This window comes from Streptomyces sp. NPDC054847, assembly GCF_053610925.1.
This window is the reverse complement of the sequence record NZ_JBSGZJ010000023.1, coordinates 19,577-35,702: the sequence shown is the minus strand read 5'-3', so window position 1 is coordinate 35,702 and position 16,126 is coordinate 19,577. Positions and strand designations below refer to the sequence as shown.

Annotated in this window: 13 protein-coding genes; 4 read left to right on the top strand and 9 right to left on the bottom strand. The window is 71.3% G+C overall.

Going from position 1 to position 16,126, the window contains the following annotated elements; genetic code table 11:
- Window positions 1-57 precede the first annotated feature (57 nt).
- The 6 genes from serA to ACWGH4_RS05045 form a co-directional block, all read right to left on the bottom strand.
- A complete protein-coding gene (gene serA / locus ACWGH4_RS05070; RefSeq protein WP_441266027.1) occupies window positions 58-1,650 on the bottom strand; it encodes a phosphoglycerate dehydrogenase in 1,593 nt (530 codons plus the stop codon).
- A gap of 230 nt (window positions 1,651-1,880) precedes the next feature.
- Complete coding sequence (gene ilvC / locus ACWGH4_RS05065; protein ID WP_307708445.1) at window positions 1,881-2,882, bottom strand: ketol-acid reductoisomerase; 1,002 nt, start codon at window positions 2,880-2,882, stop codon at window positions 1,881-1,883.
- Between the two features lie 92 nt (window positions 2,883-2,974).
- Window positions 2,975-3,499 carry an acetolactate synthase small subunit gene (ilvN, locus tag ACWGH4_RS05060; RefSeq protein WP_159686740.1) on the bottom strand — a complete coding sequence of 175 codons (525 nt, stop codon included), beginning with the start codon at window positions 3,497-3,499 and terminating at the stop codon, window positions 2,975-2,977.
- Between the two features lie 38 nt (window positions 3,500-3,537).
- Window positions 3,538-5,391, bottom strand: a complete 1,854-nt coding sequence (locus ACWGH4_RS05055; protein ID WP_441266028.1) for an acetolactate synthase large subunit — start codon at window positions 5,389-5,391, stop codon at window positions 3,538-3,540.
- Window positions 5,392-5,622: 231 nt separating this feature from the next.
- On the bottom strand, window positions 5,623-8,427 hold the full coding sequence (locus tag ACWGH4_RS05050; protein WP_453455736.1) for a putative bifunctional diguanylate cyclase/phosphodiesterase: 2,805 nt from the start codon (window positions 8,425-8,427) through the stop codon (window positions 5,623-5,625).
- 366 nt (window positions 8,428-8,793) lie between these two features.
- Window positions 8,794-9,744, bottom strand: coding sequence for a 2-hydroxyacid dehydrogenase (locus tag ACWGH4_RS05045; protein WP_441266030.1), 951 nt, complete (start codon window positions 9,742-9,744; stop codon window positions 8,794-8,796).
- Between the two features lie 75 nt (window positions 9,745-9,819).
- On the opposite strand from ACWGH4_RS05045, the gene ACWGH4_RS05040 reads away from it, so the two are divergent.
- The 3 genes from ACWGH4_RS05040 (at window position 9,820) to ACWGH4_RS05030 (ending at window position 12,663) form a co-directional block, all read left to right on the top strand.
- The gene (locus tag ACWGH4_RS05040; RefSeq protein WP_441266031.1) at window positions 9,820-10,818 is read left to right on the top strand and encodes an aldo/keto reductase; all 999 of its coding nucleotides are present in this window, start codon (window positions 9,820-9,822) and stop codon (window positions 10,816-10,818) included.
- 317 nt (window positions 10,819-11,135) lie between these two features.
- Window positions 11,136-12,278 carry a PQQ-dependent sugar dehydrogenase gene (locus ACWGH4_RS05035; RefSeq protein ID WP_453455741.1) on the top strand — a complete coding sequence of 381 codons (1,143 nt, stop codon included), beginning with the start codon at window positions 11,136-11,138 and terminating at the stop codon, window positions 12,276-12,278.
- Between the two features lie 13 nt (window positions 12,279-12,291).
- A complete protein-coding gene (locus ACWGH4_RS05030) occupies window positions 12,292-12,663 on the top strand; it encodes a DUF6191 domain-containing protein (protein ID WP_453455732.1) in 372 nt (123 codons plus the stop codon).
- Here the strand turns inward: ACWGH4_RS05030 and ACWGH4_RS05025 are convergent.
- Together ACWGH4_RS05025 and ACWGH4_RS05020 are read right to left on the bottom strand one after the other, a co-directional pair.
- On the bottom strand, window positions 12,647-12,823 hold the full coding sequence (locus ACWGH4_RS05025; protein ID WP_453455730.1) for a hypothetical protein: 177 nt from the start codon (window positions 12,821-12,823) through the stop codon (window positions 12,647-12,649). The genes ACWGH4_RS05030 and ACWGH4_RS05025 overlap by 17 nt on opposite strands.
- A gap of 108 nt (window positions 12,824-12,931) precedes the next feature.
- Window positions 12,932-14,182 carry an MFS transporter gene (locus ACWGH4_RS05020; RefSeq protein ID WP_453455727.1) on the bottom strand — a complete coding sequence of 417 codons (1,251 nt, stop codon included), beginning with the start codon at window positions 14,180-14,182 and terminating at the stop codon, window positions 12,932-12,934.
- A 60-nt stretch (window positions 14,183-14,242) separates the two neighbouring features.
- Here ACWGH4_RS05020 and ACWGH4_RS05015 point away from each other — a divergent pair, with 60 nt between their 5' ends.
- The gene (locus ACWGH4_RS05015) at window positions 14,243-15,247 is read left to right on the top strand and encodes an ArsR/SmtB family transcription factor (RefSeq protein ID WP_453455725.1); all 1,005 of its coding nucleotides are present in this window, start codon (window positions 14,243-14,245) and stop codon (window positions 15,245-15,247) included.
- Between the two features lie 82 nt (window positions 15,248-15,329).
- On the opposite strand, the gene ACWGH4_RS05010 is transcribed toward ACWGH4_RS05015, so the two are convergent.
- On the bottom strand, window positions 15,330-16,097 hold the full coding sequence (locus tag ACWGH4_RS05010) for a GNAT family N-acetyltransferase (RefSeq protein WP_453455722.1): 768 nt from the start codon (window positions 16,095-16,097) through the stop codon (window positions 15,330-15,332).
- Between the last annotated feature and the right edge of the window lie 29 nt (window positions 16,098-16,126).

Below are 16,126 nucleotides of genomic sequence, written 5' to 3'. Positions count from 1 at the left end.
GACCCGGGCCCCTTCGCCGTACGGTGCGGTCGCCGCGTCGAGACGCGGAACCGCCGATCAGTCCACCAGGTTCACCGACCGCGCCGACGTCGCGCCGATCTCGTCCGAGATCTCCGCCAGCACCGCCGGCGGCACCGTGTCGTCGACGGTCAGGACGACGAGCGCCTCGCCGCCCTCCTCCGCGCGCGAGACCTGCATGCCGGCGATGTTGAGACCGGCCTCGCCGAGGATCCGGCCCACGGTGCCGACGATGCCCGGGCGGTCCTCGTAACGCAGGACGGCCATGTGGTCGGCGAGCGCCAGGTCCACGTCGTGCTCGCCGATCGCGACGATCTTCTGGAGGTGCTTGGGGCCGGCCAGCGTGCCGGAGACCGCGACCTCCTCGCCGCCGGAGAGCGTGCCGCGCACGGTGACGACGTTGCGGTGGTCGGGGGACTCGGAGCTCGTCGTCAGGCGGACCTCGACACCGCGCTCCTGCGCGAACAGCGGCGCGTTGACGTAGCTGACGGTCTCGTCGACGACGTCCTCGAACACGCCCTTGAGCGCGGACAGTTCGAGCACCTTGACGTCGTGCTGGGTGATCTCGCCGTAGACCTCGACGTCGAGACGGACCGCGACCTCGCCCGCGAGGGCGGTGAAGATGCGGCCGAGCTTCTCGGCGAGCGGCAGACCGGGGCGCACGTCCTCGGCGATCACGCCGCCCTGGACGTTGACCGCGTCCGGTACGAGCTCACCGGCGAGCGCGAGGCGCACCGAGCGGGCGACGGCGATGCCGGCCTTCTCCTGGGCCTCGTCCGTGGAGGCGCCGAGGTGCGGGGTGCACACGACCTGGTCGAGCTCGAAGAGCGGCGAGTCGGTGCAGGGCTCCTTGGCGTACACGTCGAGGCCGGCGCCGGCGACGCGGCCCTCCTTGAGCGCCGTGTACAGCGCCTGCTCGTCGACGATGCCGCCGCGCGCGGCGTTGACGATGCGGACGGCCGGCTTGACCTTGTGCAGCGCCTCGTCGCCGATCAGCCCCAGCGTCTCCGGGGTCTTCGGCAGGTGGACGGTGATGAAGTCGGAGACCTCGAGCAGCTCGTCGAGGGACAGCAGCTTGACGCCCATCTGCGCGGCGCGGGCCGGCTGCACGTAGGGGTCGTACGCGACGATCTTCATGCCGAACGCGGACATGCGCTGGGCGACCAGGACACCGATGCGGCCGAGGCCGACGACGCCGAGGGTCTTCTCGCTCAGCTCCACGCCGGTGTACTTCGAGCGCTTCCACTCGCCGTTCTTCAGCGCGGTGTTGGCCTGGGGGATGTTGCGCGCGGTGGCGACGAGCAGGCCGCACGCGAGCTCGGCGGCGGTGACGATGTTGGAGGTCGGGGCGTTGACGACCATCACGCCGGCCTTGGTGGCGGCGGACACGTCGACGTTGTCCAGACCGACGCCCGCGCGGGCGACGACACGCAGCTTCTTGGCGGCGGCGATGGCCTCGGCGTCGACCTTCGTCGCGGAGCGGACCAGGATCGCGTCGACGTCGGCGATGGCGGGGATGAGCTCCGCGCGGTCGGCGCCGTTGCAGTGCCGGATCTCGAAGTCCGGGCCCAGCGCGTCGACGGTGGCGGGCGACAGCTCTTCAGCGATGAGTACGACAGGTTTCGAGCTCACGTGAGTCCTCACAGATGCAGTGCGGACGGCCGTCCCGACGGCCGCAGGCGGTGGAGGGGGCAAGCCGCGTGGAAGACGCACGACACTGTGGGCCTGACGCGATGGTGTTGTTGAGCAGTGTAGTGGTGCCGCACGCTGCGTCTTGCGCCTCGTTGGCAGGATCACTCGTCCGTGGCTGGACGAAGTGGCGGAGGCGAGGGGACCGGGGACCGGCCCCCTCGCCCGGTCGCTCACGCCTCGTCGTTGTCGACCCAGCTCATGAGCTTGCGCAGCTCCTTGCCCGTGGTCTCGAGCAGGTGCTCGGAGTCCTGGGTCTTGTACTCGTTGTACTTCTTCAGACCACCGTGGTACTCGTCCATCCAGTTCTTGGCGAAGGTGCCGTCCTGGATCTCGGCGAGGACCTTCTTCATCTCGGCCTTGGTCTGGTCCGTGATGATCCGCGGGCCGGTGATGTAGTCGCCCCACTCGGCGGTCTCGGAGACCGACCAGCGCATCTTCTCGAGGCCGCCCTCGTACATGAGGTCCACGATCAGCTTCAGCTCGTGGAGGCACTCGAAGTAGGCGATCTCCGGCTGGTAGCCGGCCTCGGTCAGCGTCTCGAAGCCCGCCTTGACCAGCGCGGAGGCACCACCGCAGAGCACGGCCTGCTCACCGAACAGGTCGGTCTCCGTCTCCTCGGTGAAGGTCGTCTTGATGACGCCGGCGCGGGTGCCGCCGATGGCCTTGGCGTACGAGAGCGCCAGCGCGAAGGCGTTGCCGGTGGCGTCCTGCTCGACGGCGGCGATCGCCGGAACGCCGCGGCCCTCCTCGTACTGGCGGCGGACCAGGTGGCCCGGGCCCTTCGGGGCGACCAGGGCGACGTCGACGCCGGCCGGGGCCTTGATGAAGCCGAAGCGGACGTTGAAGCCGTGGGCGAAGAACAGCGCGTCGCCGTCCTTCAGGTTGTCCTTGACGGACTCCTCGTAGACCTGCGCCTGGATCGGGTCCGGGATCAGGATCATGATGACGTCGGCCTCGGCGGCGGCCTCGGCGGGCGTCACGACGCGCAGACCCTGCTCCTCGGCCTTGGCCTTGGACTTGGAGCCCTCGTGCAGACCGACACGGACGTCGACACCCGAGTCACGCAGCGACAGCGCGTGGGCGTGACCCTGGCTGCCGTAGCCGATGACCGCGACCTTGCGGTTCTGGATGATGGACAGGTCGGCATCGTCGTCGTAGAACAGCTCGGCCACTGGGATATCTCCTTGGAGTGCTGGTGTTGCGTCCCACCGTACGGCGGGAGAGGACGGGGAGGTTTCGGGGTCTCGCCAGGCGAGAAAGGGAGTCAGGCGCTGCGGTCCAGGGCGCGCAGCGACCGGTCCGTGATGGAACGGGCGCCCCGCCCTATGGCGATCGTGCCGGACTGGACGAGTTCCTTGATGCCGAACTGCTCCAGCATCTTCAGCATCGCTTCCAGCTTGTCACTCGAACCGGTGGCCTCGATGGTGACGGCCTCGGGCGACACGTCGACCGTCTTGGCGCGGAACAGCTGGACGATCTCGACGATCTGGGAGCGGGTCTCGTTGTCGGCGCGGACCTTCACCAGTACGAGCTCGCGCTGGATGGCGCCACCGGGCTCGAGTTCGACGATCTTCAGGACGTTGACGAGCTTGTTGAGCTGCTTGGTCACCTGCTCGAGCGGCAGGTCCTCGACCTGGACCACGATGGTGATGCGGGAGATGTCGGGGTGCTCGGTGACACCGACGGCGAGCGAGTCGATGTTGAAGCCGCGGCGGGAGAACAGGGCGGCGATCCTGGCCAGGATGCCGGGCGTGTTCTCCACCAGGACGGAGAGCGTGTGCTTGGACATGTGCGTCGTTCCTCTTCCTACAGCTCTTCCTGCGGCTCTCAGTCGTCTTCGTTGTCGCCGAAGTCGGGGCGGACACCCCGGGCGGCCATGACCTCGTCGTTGGAGGTGCCGGCGGCGACCATGGGCCACACCTGGGCGTCCTCGTGGACGATGAAGTCGATGACGACCGGGCGGTCGTTGATCGCGTTGGCCTCGGCGATGACCTTGTCGAGGTCGTCGGGCGACTCGCAGCGGATCGCGTGACAGCCCATGGCCTCCGACAGCTTGACGAAGTCCGGGACCCGGGTGCCGGCGCTCTTCTCCAGGCCGGTGGCCTCGGGGCCGGAGTGCAGCACCGTGTTGGAGTAGCGCTGGTTGTAGAACAGGGTCTGCCACTGACGGACCATCCCGAGGGCGCCGTTGTTGATGATCGCGACCTTGATCGGGATGTTGTTCAGGGCGCAGGTGGTGAGTTCCTGGTTGGTCATCTGGAAGCAGCCGTCGCCGTCGATCGCCCAGACCGTGCGGTCCGGGGCTCCGGCCTTGGCGCCCATCGCCGCGGGGACCGCGTAGCCCATCGTGCCCGCGCCGCCGGAGTTCAGCCAGGTGGCGGGCTGCTCGTAGTCGATGAAGTGGGCGGCCCACATCTGGTGCTGGCCGACGCCGGCGGCGAAGATCGTGCCCTCGGGGGCGAGTTCGCCGATGCGCTGGATGACCTGCTGGGGGGCGAGGCTGCCGTCGCCCGGCTGCTCGTAGCCGAGCGGGTAGGTCTCGCGCCAGCGGTTGAGGTCCTTCCACCAGGCGCTGTAGTCGCCGGTGTTGCCGGTGCTGTGCTCGGCCTGGACGGCCTGGACCAGGTCGGCGATGACCTCGCGTGCGTCACCCACGATCGGGACGTCGGCGGCGCGGTTCTTGCCGATCTCCGCCGGGTCGATGTCGGCGTGGACGATCTTGGCGTACGGGGCGAAGCTGTCCAGCTTGCCGGTGACGCGGTCGTCGAAACGGGCTCCGAGGGCGACGATCAGGTCGGCCTTCTGCAGCGCGGTGACGGCGGTGACCGCACCGTGCATGCCCGGCATTCCCACGTGCAGCGGGTGGCTGTCGGGGAACGCGCCCAGCGCCATCAGGGTGGTGGTGACGGGGGCTCCGGTGAGCTCGGCGAGCACCTTCAGCTCGGCCGTGGCGCCGGCCTTGAGGACGCCGCCGCCGACGTACAGGACCGGGCGCTTGGCGCCGGTGATCAGCTTGGCGGCCTCGCGGATCTGCTTGGCGTGCGGCTTGGTGACCGGGCGGTAGCCGGGCAGCTCGGTCTGCGGCGGCCAGCTGAAGGTGGTCCTGGCCTGGAGGGCGTCCTTGGCGATGTCGACGAGGACGGGGCCGGGGCGGCCGGTGGACGCGATGTGGAAGGCCTCCGCGATGATGCGCGGGATGTCGTCGGCCTTGGTGACCAGGAAGTTGTGCTTGGTGATCGGCATCGTGATGCCGCAGATGTCCGCCTCCTGGAAGGCGTCCGTGCCGATGGCCTTGCTGGCGACCTGGCCGGTGATCGCGACCAGCGGCACGGAGTCCATGTGCGCGTCGGCGATCGGGGTGACCAGGTTGGTGGCGCCGGGGCCGGAGGTCGCCATGCAGACGCCGACCTTTCCGGTGGCCTGCGCGTAGCCGGTGGCGGCGTGGCCCGCGCCCTGCTCGTGGCGGACCAGGACGTGGCGGACCTTCGAGGAGTCCATCATCGGGTCGTACGCCGGGAGGATCGCGCCGCCCGGGATGCCGAACACCGTGTCGGCCCCTACTTCCTCGAGAGAGCGAATGAGGGACTGCGCACCCGTGACGTGTTCGACGGTGGCGGACGGCTGTCCGCCGGTACGGGCCCGCGGCTGCGGATGGTGGGCCCCGGAGGCCTGCTCGGTCATCGGCGTTCTCTTCTCGAAGCTGAGGGTTTTCGCGAGGTTTGATGCGGTTCTGATCTGGCTGCTGTCGGCGCCGGTGCAACAAAAAACCCCTCGTGCCGTGAGGCAAGCGAGGGGAGCGCGTCGGGAGGTGTCTGCAGAGCTGTCGGTGCGGCTCTGCTAGCCGACGCGCTTTCCAAGTACGAGAATTCGGGTGCGCATGGCAATGACCCTCCCCCCGGCGCGCTACCACTGTCAAGTGGGTGGGACGCGCGTCTCATTATTTGAGCCATTCCGGGCAGGCGGAACGCCCGCGGCCAGCAGCGGCAGCCCCAGTCCGTCGGGCACCGGATACTCGCCCCTGGCCAGCGCACGGCGCAGCCGGTACTCGTCCACCGGCCCGGAGAAGGCCATTCCCTGGCCGTGGGTGCATCCCATGGCACGCAGCGCCAGCACCTGCTCCGGCACGTCCACGCCGTCCGCCACCGACTGCATGCCGAGGTCGCCCGCGATCCGCAGCAGCCCGCTCGTGATCTTGTGCACTCTGGCCGACTCGACGACGCCCTCGATCAGGCCCCTGTCCAGTTTCAGCACGTCCACGGGGAGCCTGCGCAGGGCGTTGATGGCCGCGTAGCCGCTGCCGAAGCCGTCCAGCGCGATGCGTACGCCCATCCTGCGCAGGGCGGTCAGCCGCTGTTCGAGCTCGTCGAAGGAGATGCGCGGATCACTGTCCGCGAGCTCGATGACGAGTGCGCCCGACGGCAGGCCGTGCCGCGTGAGCAGGGCCTCGATGGAGCCGAGCGGCAGCGCCCTGTCCAGCAGCAGACGCGCGGGCAGTCGCACCGACACCGTTGTCCGGTGGCCCGCGCTCGCGCGTTCCGCCGCCTGGCCGACGGCCTCCTCCAGCAGCCAGCGGCCGAGCTCGGCGCTGCGGTCGCCGTCGTCGGAGACCCGCAGGAACTCGGCAGGGGTGAAGAGGATGCCCTGCGCGGAGCGCCAGCGGGCCTGCGCGGAGACCGCCGCGATCCGGCCGGTGGTGAGGCTCACCACCGGCTGGTGCAGCAGCGCGAACTCGCCCTCGTGCAGCGCGCTGCGCAGCCGTGCGGCGAGTTCGGTGCGCCGGACCACCTCGGCCTGCATCTGGGGCGCGTACAGCTCCACGCGGTCCTTGCCCGCGGCCTTGGCCCGGTACATGGCGAGGTCGGCGTTGCGCATCAGGTCGGTGGGGCTCATCGCGGGCTCGGCGAAGGCGACGCCGATGGAGGCCGCCACCCGCACCTCGCCGCCGTCGATGCGGTACGGCTGGGAGAGCATGAGCCGCAGCCTGTCGGCGATCTCCAGCACCTGCGACTCGCGGGCGGACCTGTCCCCGGACCCGTCGCCGACGATCAGCGCGGCGAACTCGTCGCCGCCGAGCCGGGCGGCCGTGTCGGCGGCCCGTACGGAGTCGGCCAGCCGCCGCGCCGCCTGGATCAGCAGCTCGTCGCCCGCCTGGTGGCCGAGCCGGTCGTTGACGCCCTTGAAGCCGTCGAGGTCGATGAAGAGCACCGCGGTGCCCTCGTCGCCCGCCCTGCGGCCGTTCAGGGCGCCCCTGACCCGCTCGGTGAACAGCGCCCGGTTGGGGAGGTCGGTGAGCGGGTCGTGCTCCGCGTTGTGCTGTAACTGGGCCTGCAGCCGGACCCTTTCCGTGACGTCACGGCTGTTGAAGATCAGGCCGCCCTGGTGACGGCTGACGGTAGATTCCACGTTGAGCCAGTCGCCGGAACCGGATCTGAACCGGCACTCCATGCGTGTGGTGGGCTCCGCCGACGGCTCCGCGGCGAGGAAGCGGCGCAGTTCGTGGACGACGCGGCCGAGGTCCTCCGGGTGGATGAGCGAGGCGAGCTCGGTGCCGACCAGTTCCTCCGCGTCACGCCCGTAGACGCCTGCGGCGGCGGGCGAGACGTAGCGCAGGACCCCCGATGGCGCGGCGATCATGATGACGTCGCTCGATCCCTGCACCAGCGAGCGGAAGTGGTTCTCCTTCTGCGCCAGTTCGTGGGTGAGGGCGATGTTGTCGAGGAGCATGATGCCCTGCCGCACGACGAGGGCGAGGACGACGGTGCAGCCGGTGAGCACCACGACCCGGTCGACCCGGCGCCCCTCGATGACGTTGTGGAGGATGCCGAGGGTGCACACGGCCGCGGCCAGGTACGGGGTCAGCGCGGACAGTGAGCTCGTTATGGGACGCACCGGATTCCTCGTGCCCCGTGGCGGACCCGCCGGCTCACCGGTGCCTCCCCAGGGTGCGTAGGCGAGCAGCAGCGAGCCCGCGAACCAGCCGGCGTCCAGCAGTTGGCCGGAGCTGTAGCTCTCCCGCAGCAGCGGGGAGGTGAACAGGGCGTCGCACAGCACCGTGAGCGCGAGGCCGGCGATCGCGGTGTTGACCGCGGACCGGTTGGCGGGAGAGCGGCGGAAATGCAGCGCGAGCACCATGCTGACCAGCACGATGTCGAGCAGCGGATAGGCCAGCGCGAGGGCGGCCGGGGCCACGCTCTCGCCCTGTGCGTGTGCGGTGTGGGCGAGCGCGAGGCTCCAGGAGAGTGTGAGCAGCGAGCCGCCGATCAGCCAGGCGTCGAGCGCGAGGCAGACCCAGCCGGCCTTGGAGACCGGCCGCTTGGCCAGGACCAGGAGTCCCACGATGGCGGGCGGCGCGAAGCAGAGGAAGAACAGATCGGCCACGGACGTGCTCGGCACGGCGCGGCCGAGCACGACCTCGTACCAGCCCCAGACGGCGTTGCCCGCCGCCGCCATGGTGGAGGAGAAGGCGAACAGCAGCCACGCGGGCCGGAAGCGGCACTTCTGCGTGCGGGCGTAGAGCAGGCAGGAGACGGCGGCGATCAGGGCGGCCAGGCTGAGGCCGAAGTCGCCCATGATCAGAGCCAGTCGGTCGGAGCCCCAGCCGAAGGCGGCGCCCACTCCGTAGCCGGCGCAGACGACGGCCAGGACGAGCTGGTGCTTCAGCCTCGAGCCGCCGCGCGGCAGCGTGTCCCGGAACAGCAGTGCCCCTGGCGCGCTCATCGCGCTGTCCGGGGTTGCGCCGCCGTCCCCGGGGGCGCGGGCGGTACGGAGGCCTGGGGCGCGGCCGTCGGAGTCGTCGCTCCGCGCAGCGCAGTGCGCGGGAGTCGCCAGCGGCTGCCCTGCCGCGTCGGATCGTCGGTCCATCGGCCATGCATCGCCCGTCGCCCCCCTCACGTCTGATCGGCAATCAGTTCGCGCCACAGCACCACCCCTCGCACGGTGCAGCCCCCAGGTCGGGACGATACACCAATATCGTCACTCAGGGACATAGCCCCTCTACTCTCCGTGACGATCTCTGGCGATTAAGGCACGCGGTGCATTCGAGTGACTTCGAAGCGTGTCGAATCGTGTTCGGCTCGAAGGTCGTTATCCGGTCGTCACGACGACATTCCGCAACGCCTCGCCCGCCGCGAAGCGGCTGACCTGATCGGCCAGCAGGCGCTTGGCCCGCGGCATGAACGCCGAGGTGGAGCCGCCGACATGGGGACTGATCAGTACGCCGCGGGCGTGCCACAGCGGGTGTCCGGCGGGCAGCGGCTCGGGATCCGTCACATCGAGAGCGGCGGTGATCCGACCGGTCTCCACCTCCGCGAGCAGCGCCTTTGTGTCGACGACCGGACCGCGGGCGACATTGACGAGCAGCGCGCCGTCCTTCATCCGGCTCAGGAAGTCGGCCCCCACCAGGCCCTTCGTCCGGTCGGTGAGCGGAGTGGACAGGATCACGACATCGGCGTCCGGCAACAGGACGGGAAGGTCGGTGAGTGCGCGCACTTCGCCGCGCTCCGTTGTCCGGGCGGAGCGCGCGACGCGCGCCACCCGCGCACACTCGAACGGCGCGAGCCGGTCCTCGACGGCGGCGCCGATGGACCCGTATCCCACGATGAGGACCGACTTGTCGGCCAGCGACGGGTAGAAGCCGGCCCGCCACTGCTCCGAGTCCTGCCCGCGTACGAACCCGGGGATGCCGCGCAGCGAGGCGAGGACGAGCGCGAGGGCGAGCTCGGCCGTGGACGCCTCGTGGACGCCCTTGGCGTTGCACAGCCGCACGCCGGCGGGCAGCAGGTCGAGTCCCGGTTCCACATGGTCGATGCCCGCGGACAGCGTCTGCACGACGCGTACGGACTTCATGGCGGACAGCGGCCGTATGGCCACCTCCATGCCCTTCATGTACGGGACGGCGTAGAAGGCGCAGTCGGCGGGGTCGGCGGGGAAGTCGGGCCCGCCGTCCCAGAACCGGTACGTCAGGCCCGTGGCGGAGGGCGCGGGGAGGCCGTCGATCTCGTCGGCCGGGACGGGGAGCCACACATCAGCAGTCATGGTCAGGAGGCTATGCGAAGGCCGCGGGCGCCCATTGGTTAGTTTGGGGAGCGGGCGAGGGAGAGGTACGGGGAGTTGGAGCGCAGGGCGATCGGTGCGGCGGGCCTCGAGGTGGGCGCCGTGGGGCTCGGCTGCATGCCGATGAGCTGGGCCTACAGCAGCTCCCAGCAGCGTGGGGACCGGTCGCTCCGTACCGTCCACAGCGCGCTCGACGCCGGTTCGAGCCTGCTGGACACGGCCGACATGTACGGCCCGTTCACCAACGAGCTGCTGCTCGGCAGGGTCCTCAAGGAACGGCGCGAGGACGCCTTCGTGTCGACGAAGGCGGGCCTGCTCGTCGGCGACCAGCACATCGTCGCCAATGGGCGGCCCGGCTATGTGAAGCGTGCCTGCGACGCCTCGCTGCGGCGGCTCCAGACCGACGTGATCGACCTGTACCAGCTCCATCGCGCCGACCCCGAGGTGCCCGTGGAGGAGACCTGGGGCGCGATGGCGGAACTGGTCGGCGCCGGCAAGGTGCGGGCTCTCGGGATGTGCGCCGTCGGTGCACGGGCGTCACGCCGCTCGGGGGGCGACCTGTACGAGGGAACGATTCGCCAACTGGAGCGGATGCAGCAGGTGTTCCCGGTGAGCACGGTGCAGGCGGAGCTGTCGGTGTGGTCGCCCCGGGCCCTGGAACGGCTCCTCCCGTGGTGCGAGGCGCGCGGGGTGGGATTCCTCGCGGCCACACCGCTGGGGAACGGTTTCCTGACGGGAACGCTCACCCCGGGGCAGGGTTTCGAACCGGACGACGTACGGGCGCGCCACCCCCGGTTCACGGCGGAGATGATGGCGGCCAACCAGCCGGTCGTGGCCGGACTGCGCCGGGTCGCCGCTCGGCACGGAAGCGCCGTCACACCGGCACAGGTGGCCCTGGCCTGGGTGCTGGCCCAGGGACGGCACGTGGTGCCGGTGCCCGGTACGAAGCGGCCGGAATGGGCGGTGGAGAACGCGGGCGCGTGGAAGGTGGAGCTCACGGCGTACGACCTGGCCGAGATCGCGGCGCTGCCGCCGGCACGGGGTTCGTGGGACTGAGCGGCGCGACGGCCGGGTTTGCGGGCCCGGCGCGCTGACCGCGGCCGGGGCGCCTCGGCGGGCCTGGCGGCGGCGCGCGGACGGCTGCTGCGGCTCGGCTGCCGACCCGGCTCGCGGACCGCTGCCGAGGCTTACCGGTGTATCGCAGACCGGCCGCTGCCGAGGCGTCTTGCGGGCCCGGCACTTGGACGGCTGCCGCAGCTTCTCCGCAAGATCGGGAACCTGAACGGCGGCAGCGGTGTAAGAAGAACAGGAAGGCAGCTCCAGCCGCCGTCGAAGGGATCAGAACCGTGCACCGTCCTGCAGTGACGGCCGTAATGGCCGCCCTCGCACTCCTCTTTGCGGCCGGATGCTCGTCGGGCGACGGGACGAATCCGTCCGCCGGTACACCCGGCGCCTCCAAAGAAGCCGCCCCGCCCTCGACCGCGGCACCGAGCCCCGCGCCCAGCCCCGCCGGCCCGCCCGCGAAGGGCTCCGTGAAGGTCGTGTCCACCCTGGCGGAGGACCTCAAGTCGCCCTGGGGCGCGGCCGTCCTGCCTGGCGGCGACCTGCTGGTGACCTCGCGGGACGAGGGGACGATCACGCGCGTCGACGCGGAGAGCGGCGACAAGACCGAGATCGGTTCCGTGCCGGGTGTCGCACCGGGCGGGGAGGGCGGCCTGCTGGGTCTCGCGATCTCCCCCTCGTTCGCCTCCGACCGCCAGGTGTACGTGTACTTCACCACCGCCTCCGACAACCGCATCGCCCGCCTGCTCTACGACGAGCAGAAGCCGGCCGGCCAGCAGTTGGGCGCGCCGGACACGGTGCTCCGCGGCATCCCCAAGGGGATCATCCACAACGGCGGCCGGATCGCCTTCGGCCCGGACAAGATGCTGTACGCGGGCACGGGCGAGACGGGCGAGACCGGTCTCGCCCAGGACAAGGAGTCGCTGGGCGGCAAGATCCTCCGCATGACGCCGGACGGCCGCCCGGTCCACGGCAACCCGGAGGCCGACTCCGTCGTCTACTCGTACGGCCACCGCAATGTGCAGGGCCTCGCCTGGGACTCCGAGAAGCGACTGTGGGCGGCGGAGTTCGGGCAGAACACCTGGGACGAGCTCAATCTGATCGAGCCGGGGAAGAACTATGGCTGGCCGGAGGTCGAGGGCGAGGGCGGCCGGTCCGGCTTCGTCGACCCCGTCGCGCAGTGGAAGACGACGGACGCCTCACCGAGCGGCATCGCGTACGCGGGGGGCTCGATCTGGATGGCGGGGCTGCTCGGCGAACGCCTGTGGCGCATCCCGCTGTCCGGGACCGCGCCTTCCGCGGACCCGCAGGCGTTCCTCGAGGAGGAGCACGGCCGTCTGCGCACCGTCGTACCGGCGGGCGGGGACAAGCTCTGGCTCCTCACCAGCGAGACCGACTCCCGCGGCACGCCGGAGTCGGGCGACGACAAGATCCTCCAGCTGGAGGTCCGATAGGGGAGGCCGATCCGTGTTCAACGCCTTCGAGGAGATCTTCGCACCCGGCCGTAAGCACACCGACGACGAACGCAACCGCCTGGCGCTGACCAGGGTCGACGTAGGCGACGGCGACCCCGGCCGTGGCCCGATCGACCTCGACTCGGGCAAGGTGACGGTCAGGGCCACGGACGCGACGCGCCCGGACGCTCCGTCGGCAGCAGACGCTCCGGCGCCCGACGCGACGGTGGGGCCGGCCCGGGAGCCGGGTGCAGCAGCCCGAACCGCCGGAACCGCTGACGCGGCAGGTACGGGCGGCACGGCTGAGGCCGAGAGCACGGCCGAGGCGCAAGAGGTGGACGGGCCCGAGACTCCGTCGTCGCGGAGGATCACGCCGCCTGGGTGAAACGCCGGCGGTCAGGACGGCTCGCCCGCCCTGTCCCTCCGTCGTCGGCGGAGGAACGCTCGGCGCGGCGCATGCCTGCGGCGCGGAGGACGCGGCGTTCGGCGTCGGCCTCCCGGATCAGGTCGGCGCGGCGCAGCTGCTGCATGGCGTGGTCGCGCATGTCGTTCCTCCAGTGTCGACGGGGCCTTCCCCGGTGGTGCGGGCGGCGGCGCCGGGCGGCTGCCGGATCTCCGGAGGCCCGAGGCGCCTCGGAGCGCGTGCGGGGGCGTCAGGCAGTTTCGGCTGGGCTGGGGTCCTTGCCCGCGCCGGTGTTCCCGCGGTGGGTACCGGTGGTCTCCGGCACACGTTCCGCGACCGCTGCCAGGCGTCGGAGGCCCGGTGTCAGGGCGAGGGTGACCGCGGCGGAGGCGGCGGCCATCACGGTCATGGCGGTCGCGGGCGAGGTGAGCTGCGCGACGCCGCCCGCGACCGCTGCGGCGACGCCCTGCATGGTGAGCATCCCCGAGGAGTGCAGTCCCAAGGCGTGACCCGTCAGCTCGCTCGGCGTCAGGGACAGCAGGCGTTCCTGGAGCAGCAAGCTGGCGGAGAAGCCGACCGCCCCCACGGTCACGGCGGCGAGCGCCACGGGCAGCGCGGGGTGCAGAACGAAGATCAGGTACGGGGCGGCGAGCAACAGCAGCAGGGGCGGCGCACCGAATCTGTCACGCCAGGGCGTGGGCAGGAAGCGGCCGGTCAGGACGTCCCCCGCCAGCATGCCCACCGCGGTGCAGGCGAACAGGAGCCCCGCGTGGCGGGGAGCGAAGGAGACGAAGAGGGACTCGCAGCCGACGACGAGTCCGTTGGGCACCCACAGGGCGAGGTAAACGCGGCGCCGCGGTTTCGACGCCCACAGCCGCGCGTTGGTCCTCCAGCTCTCGCGCGCGGACGGTCGGCCTTTCGCGCGCGACGGCCGGTTCGTGAGACCGATGCGGGCGACGGCCGCGGAGACGACGTACAGGGCGGCTCCGGTGAGCAGGACCTCGCGCGGCGTCAGGACGTTGACGAGTACGCCGCCGATGGCGTAGCCGCAGACCTGGAGGCTTCCCGCGCACATGTTGTGCACGGACCGGCCGAGTATGTAGCCGTCTGCGGGGAGGATCTCGGTGAGCAGTCCGTAGCGCACCCCGCCGCCGATCGAGCCGACCGTGCCCTGCACCGACAGGATCGCGAAGATGCCCCACACCGGCAGGCCGGGCAGGGCCAGGGCCGTGGTGGCCACGGCGAAGAAGAGCGCCAGGCCGACGGTCGCGGTGCGCGGGGGCAGCCGGTCCGCCGCCGACAGCAGGAGACTCGCGCCGATCATCTGCGCCAGCTTCGGGCCGAACATGCTGAGGGCCGCGAGGAGCGGCGAGCCGGTCGCGTCGTGGACGAGCGTCCCCAGGGCGAGCCCGCTCACCGTCAGTGCCGCCACGTGTGCGGCGGTGGCCGCCAGCAGCGGGGCGAACTCCGGGGCTCGGAAGAGTTCTTGGTAGGTGCGCATGGACGGAGTGTCGGCAGCCGTTCGGGCGCGGAGTTAATGTTTCGCGGGGAGGCGAAACCATTGGGCTGGTGGGAGGTCAACGCGGACACGCTCGCGGGCGGCCGCTTCGTCGTGTCCCCGCTCTGCGAGACGACAGCGAGCCTGATGGTCCTGATGAGGGACGCGGCCGCGCATCCGGCCGAGCGCCGGTGGCTGGAGCGTCACCGGCACGCGTTCCGGGAGCGGCTGGCCGCCGATCCGGTCACCGCCCTGCTGGTGCCCGTCGCCCTGGGCAGGCACCGGTGGATAGCCGACTTCCTGACGCCGGTGCCGCCGCTCGAGCGTGCGGCGCCGGGCGGCGGCGCTGAGTTCCACGACGAGCTGACGCGGATCCGCGAGACACCGGCCGACGTGGCCCGCGCCGACCTCGAGGTCGCTCATCGCGGGCCGCTGCCCGACCTGCTGCTGCGCCCCGATCTGCCGGAGCGCGTCGCCGGCCTGCTGGAGTGGGTGTGGCGGGAGACCGTGGCGCCCGACTGGCCGCGGCGGCGGCGCGTCATCGAGGCCGATGTGGTCGCGCGCACCGACCAGTTGAGCCGGGCGGGCTGGGCGGCGGCGCTGGACGACATGCATCCGGAGATGCGGTGGCTGGGCGACAACCGGCTGCAGATCAACACCCGTGCCTTCCCGCCCCGGCAGCTGCTGGGAGCGCAGCTGCTGTTCGTACCGGTCACGCCGCGCACGGGATGGATCTCCACGGACCGGCCGGACGCCGAGGGCACGGTGCACCGGAACGCCGTGGTGTACCCGTGCTCGGGCACGCTGGCGGAGCCGGAGCGCGTCGCCGCCCCGGAGGCGCTGGGCAGGCTGCTGGGCACCGGGCGGGCGAGCGTGCTGGTGCTCCTGGACAGCCCGATGAGCACGACGCACCTGGTGGCGCTGACGGGCCAGGGTCTCGGCTCCGTGGGCCGGCACCTCAAGGTGCTCCTGGGCGCCGGGCTGGTGGGCCGCCGCCGTGCGGGACGGTCCGTGCTCTACTACCGCTCGACCGCCGGCGACGTACTGGTGCGGGCCCAGGGCTCGTAGCGACCGCGGGCGCGACAGCCCTGGGATCACAGCCCCGGAATCCCGGACCGGGAATCACAACGCGTGCCTCACAGCCGGGGGCTCACGGCTCGTAGACGTACGGCGTCGTGGTGCACAGCGCCGTGAAGCCGAGCCGTTCGAGGATGGGCCGGCTGTCGTCCGACGCGTCGACCTGAAGAAAGCGGACGCCGCCGGCAACCGCGAGACGTGCCCGGTGGGCGACCAGGGCCCGGTAGATGCCGCGTCCGCGCCACGCGGCGAGCGTGCCGCCGCCCCAGAGGCCGGCGAAGTCCGTCCCCGGGTAGCGTTCCATGCGTGCGGAGCAGACCGGGAGGTCGCCCGCCATCGCGAGGGTGATGTCGATCGTGTCGGGGTCCTTGGCCAGCTGGACGAGGAGTTGCTCGCGCAGCCGCTCGCTGCTGGTGCCGAAGGCCTGCTCGTGCACCTGGGCCACGAGGTCGACGCCCGCCGGGCCGGTCACCGGCTCCAGCCGTACCCCGTCGGGCAGTCCGGCGCCGGCGGTCAGGCCGGCGGCCTCCCCGACCATCACCGTCTCGTCGGGCTCCGGGGTGAATCCGGCCGCGAGCAACCGCTCACCGAGGTCGTGCGGAGCGTCGTAGCTGTACAGCTTCCACTCGAAGGGGCGGCCGAGCCCGGAGAAGTACCGCACCTGACCCTCGATCGCGGCATCGGCGGTCTCCGGACGCAGCGCGGACCACAGGACACCGCTCCAGTCACCGTCGGCGCCGGTCCGGCGCACCACGTCGCCGGCCGGCTCGCCGCCGGGGGCGTGCCGGCGCAACTGCCGGTCGAACAGGGCGAGGACGGCTTGCTGATCACGTGGGTCCATCCGGGCATTGGAGCACCGCCCGCTCAGGA

Excerpts from the sequence above, each read along its gene's own strand:
- ACWGH4_RS05020 (WP_453455727.1), bottom strand. The coding sequence starts at position 14,182 with ATGCGCACCTACCAAGAACTCTTCCGAGCCCCGGAGTTCGCCCCGCTG.
- ACWGH4_RS05035 (WP_453455741.1), top strand. The coding sequence starts at position 11,136 with ATGGCCGCCCTCGCACTCCTCTTTGCGGCCGGATGCTCGTCGGGCGAC.
- ACWGH4_RS05050 (WP_453455736.1), bottom strand. The coding sequence starts at position 8,427 with ATGAGCGCGCCAGGGGCACTGCTGTTCCGGGACACGCTGCCGCGCGGC.
- ilvN (WP_159686740.1), bottom strand. The coding sequence starts at position 3,499 with ATGTCCAAGCACACGCTCTCCGTCCTGGTGGAGAACACGCCCGGCATC.
- ACWGH4_RS05010 (WP_453455722.1), bottom strand. The coding sequence starts at position 16,097 with ATGGACCCACGTGATCAGCAAGCCGTCCTCGCCCTGTTCGACCGGCAG.
- ACWGH4_RS05045 (WP_441266030.1), bottom strand. The coding sequence starts at position 9,744 with ATGACTGCTGATGTGTGGCTCCCCGTCCCGGCCGACGAGATCGACGGC.
- ACWGH4_RS05055 (WP_441266028.1), bottom strand. The coding sequence starts at position 5,391 with ATGACCGAGCAGGCCTCCGGGGCCCACCATCCGCAGCCGCGGGCCCGT.
- ACWGH4_RS05025 (WP_453455730.1), bottom strand. The coding sequence starts at position 12,823 with ATGCGCGACCACGCCATGCAGCAGCTGCGCCGCGCCGACCTGATCCGG.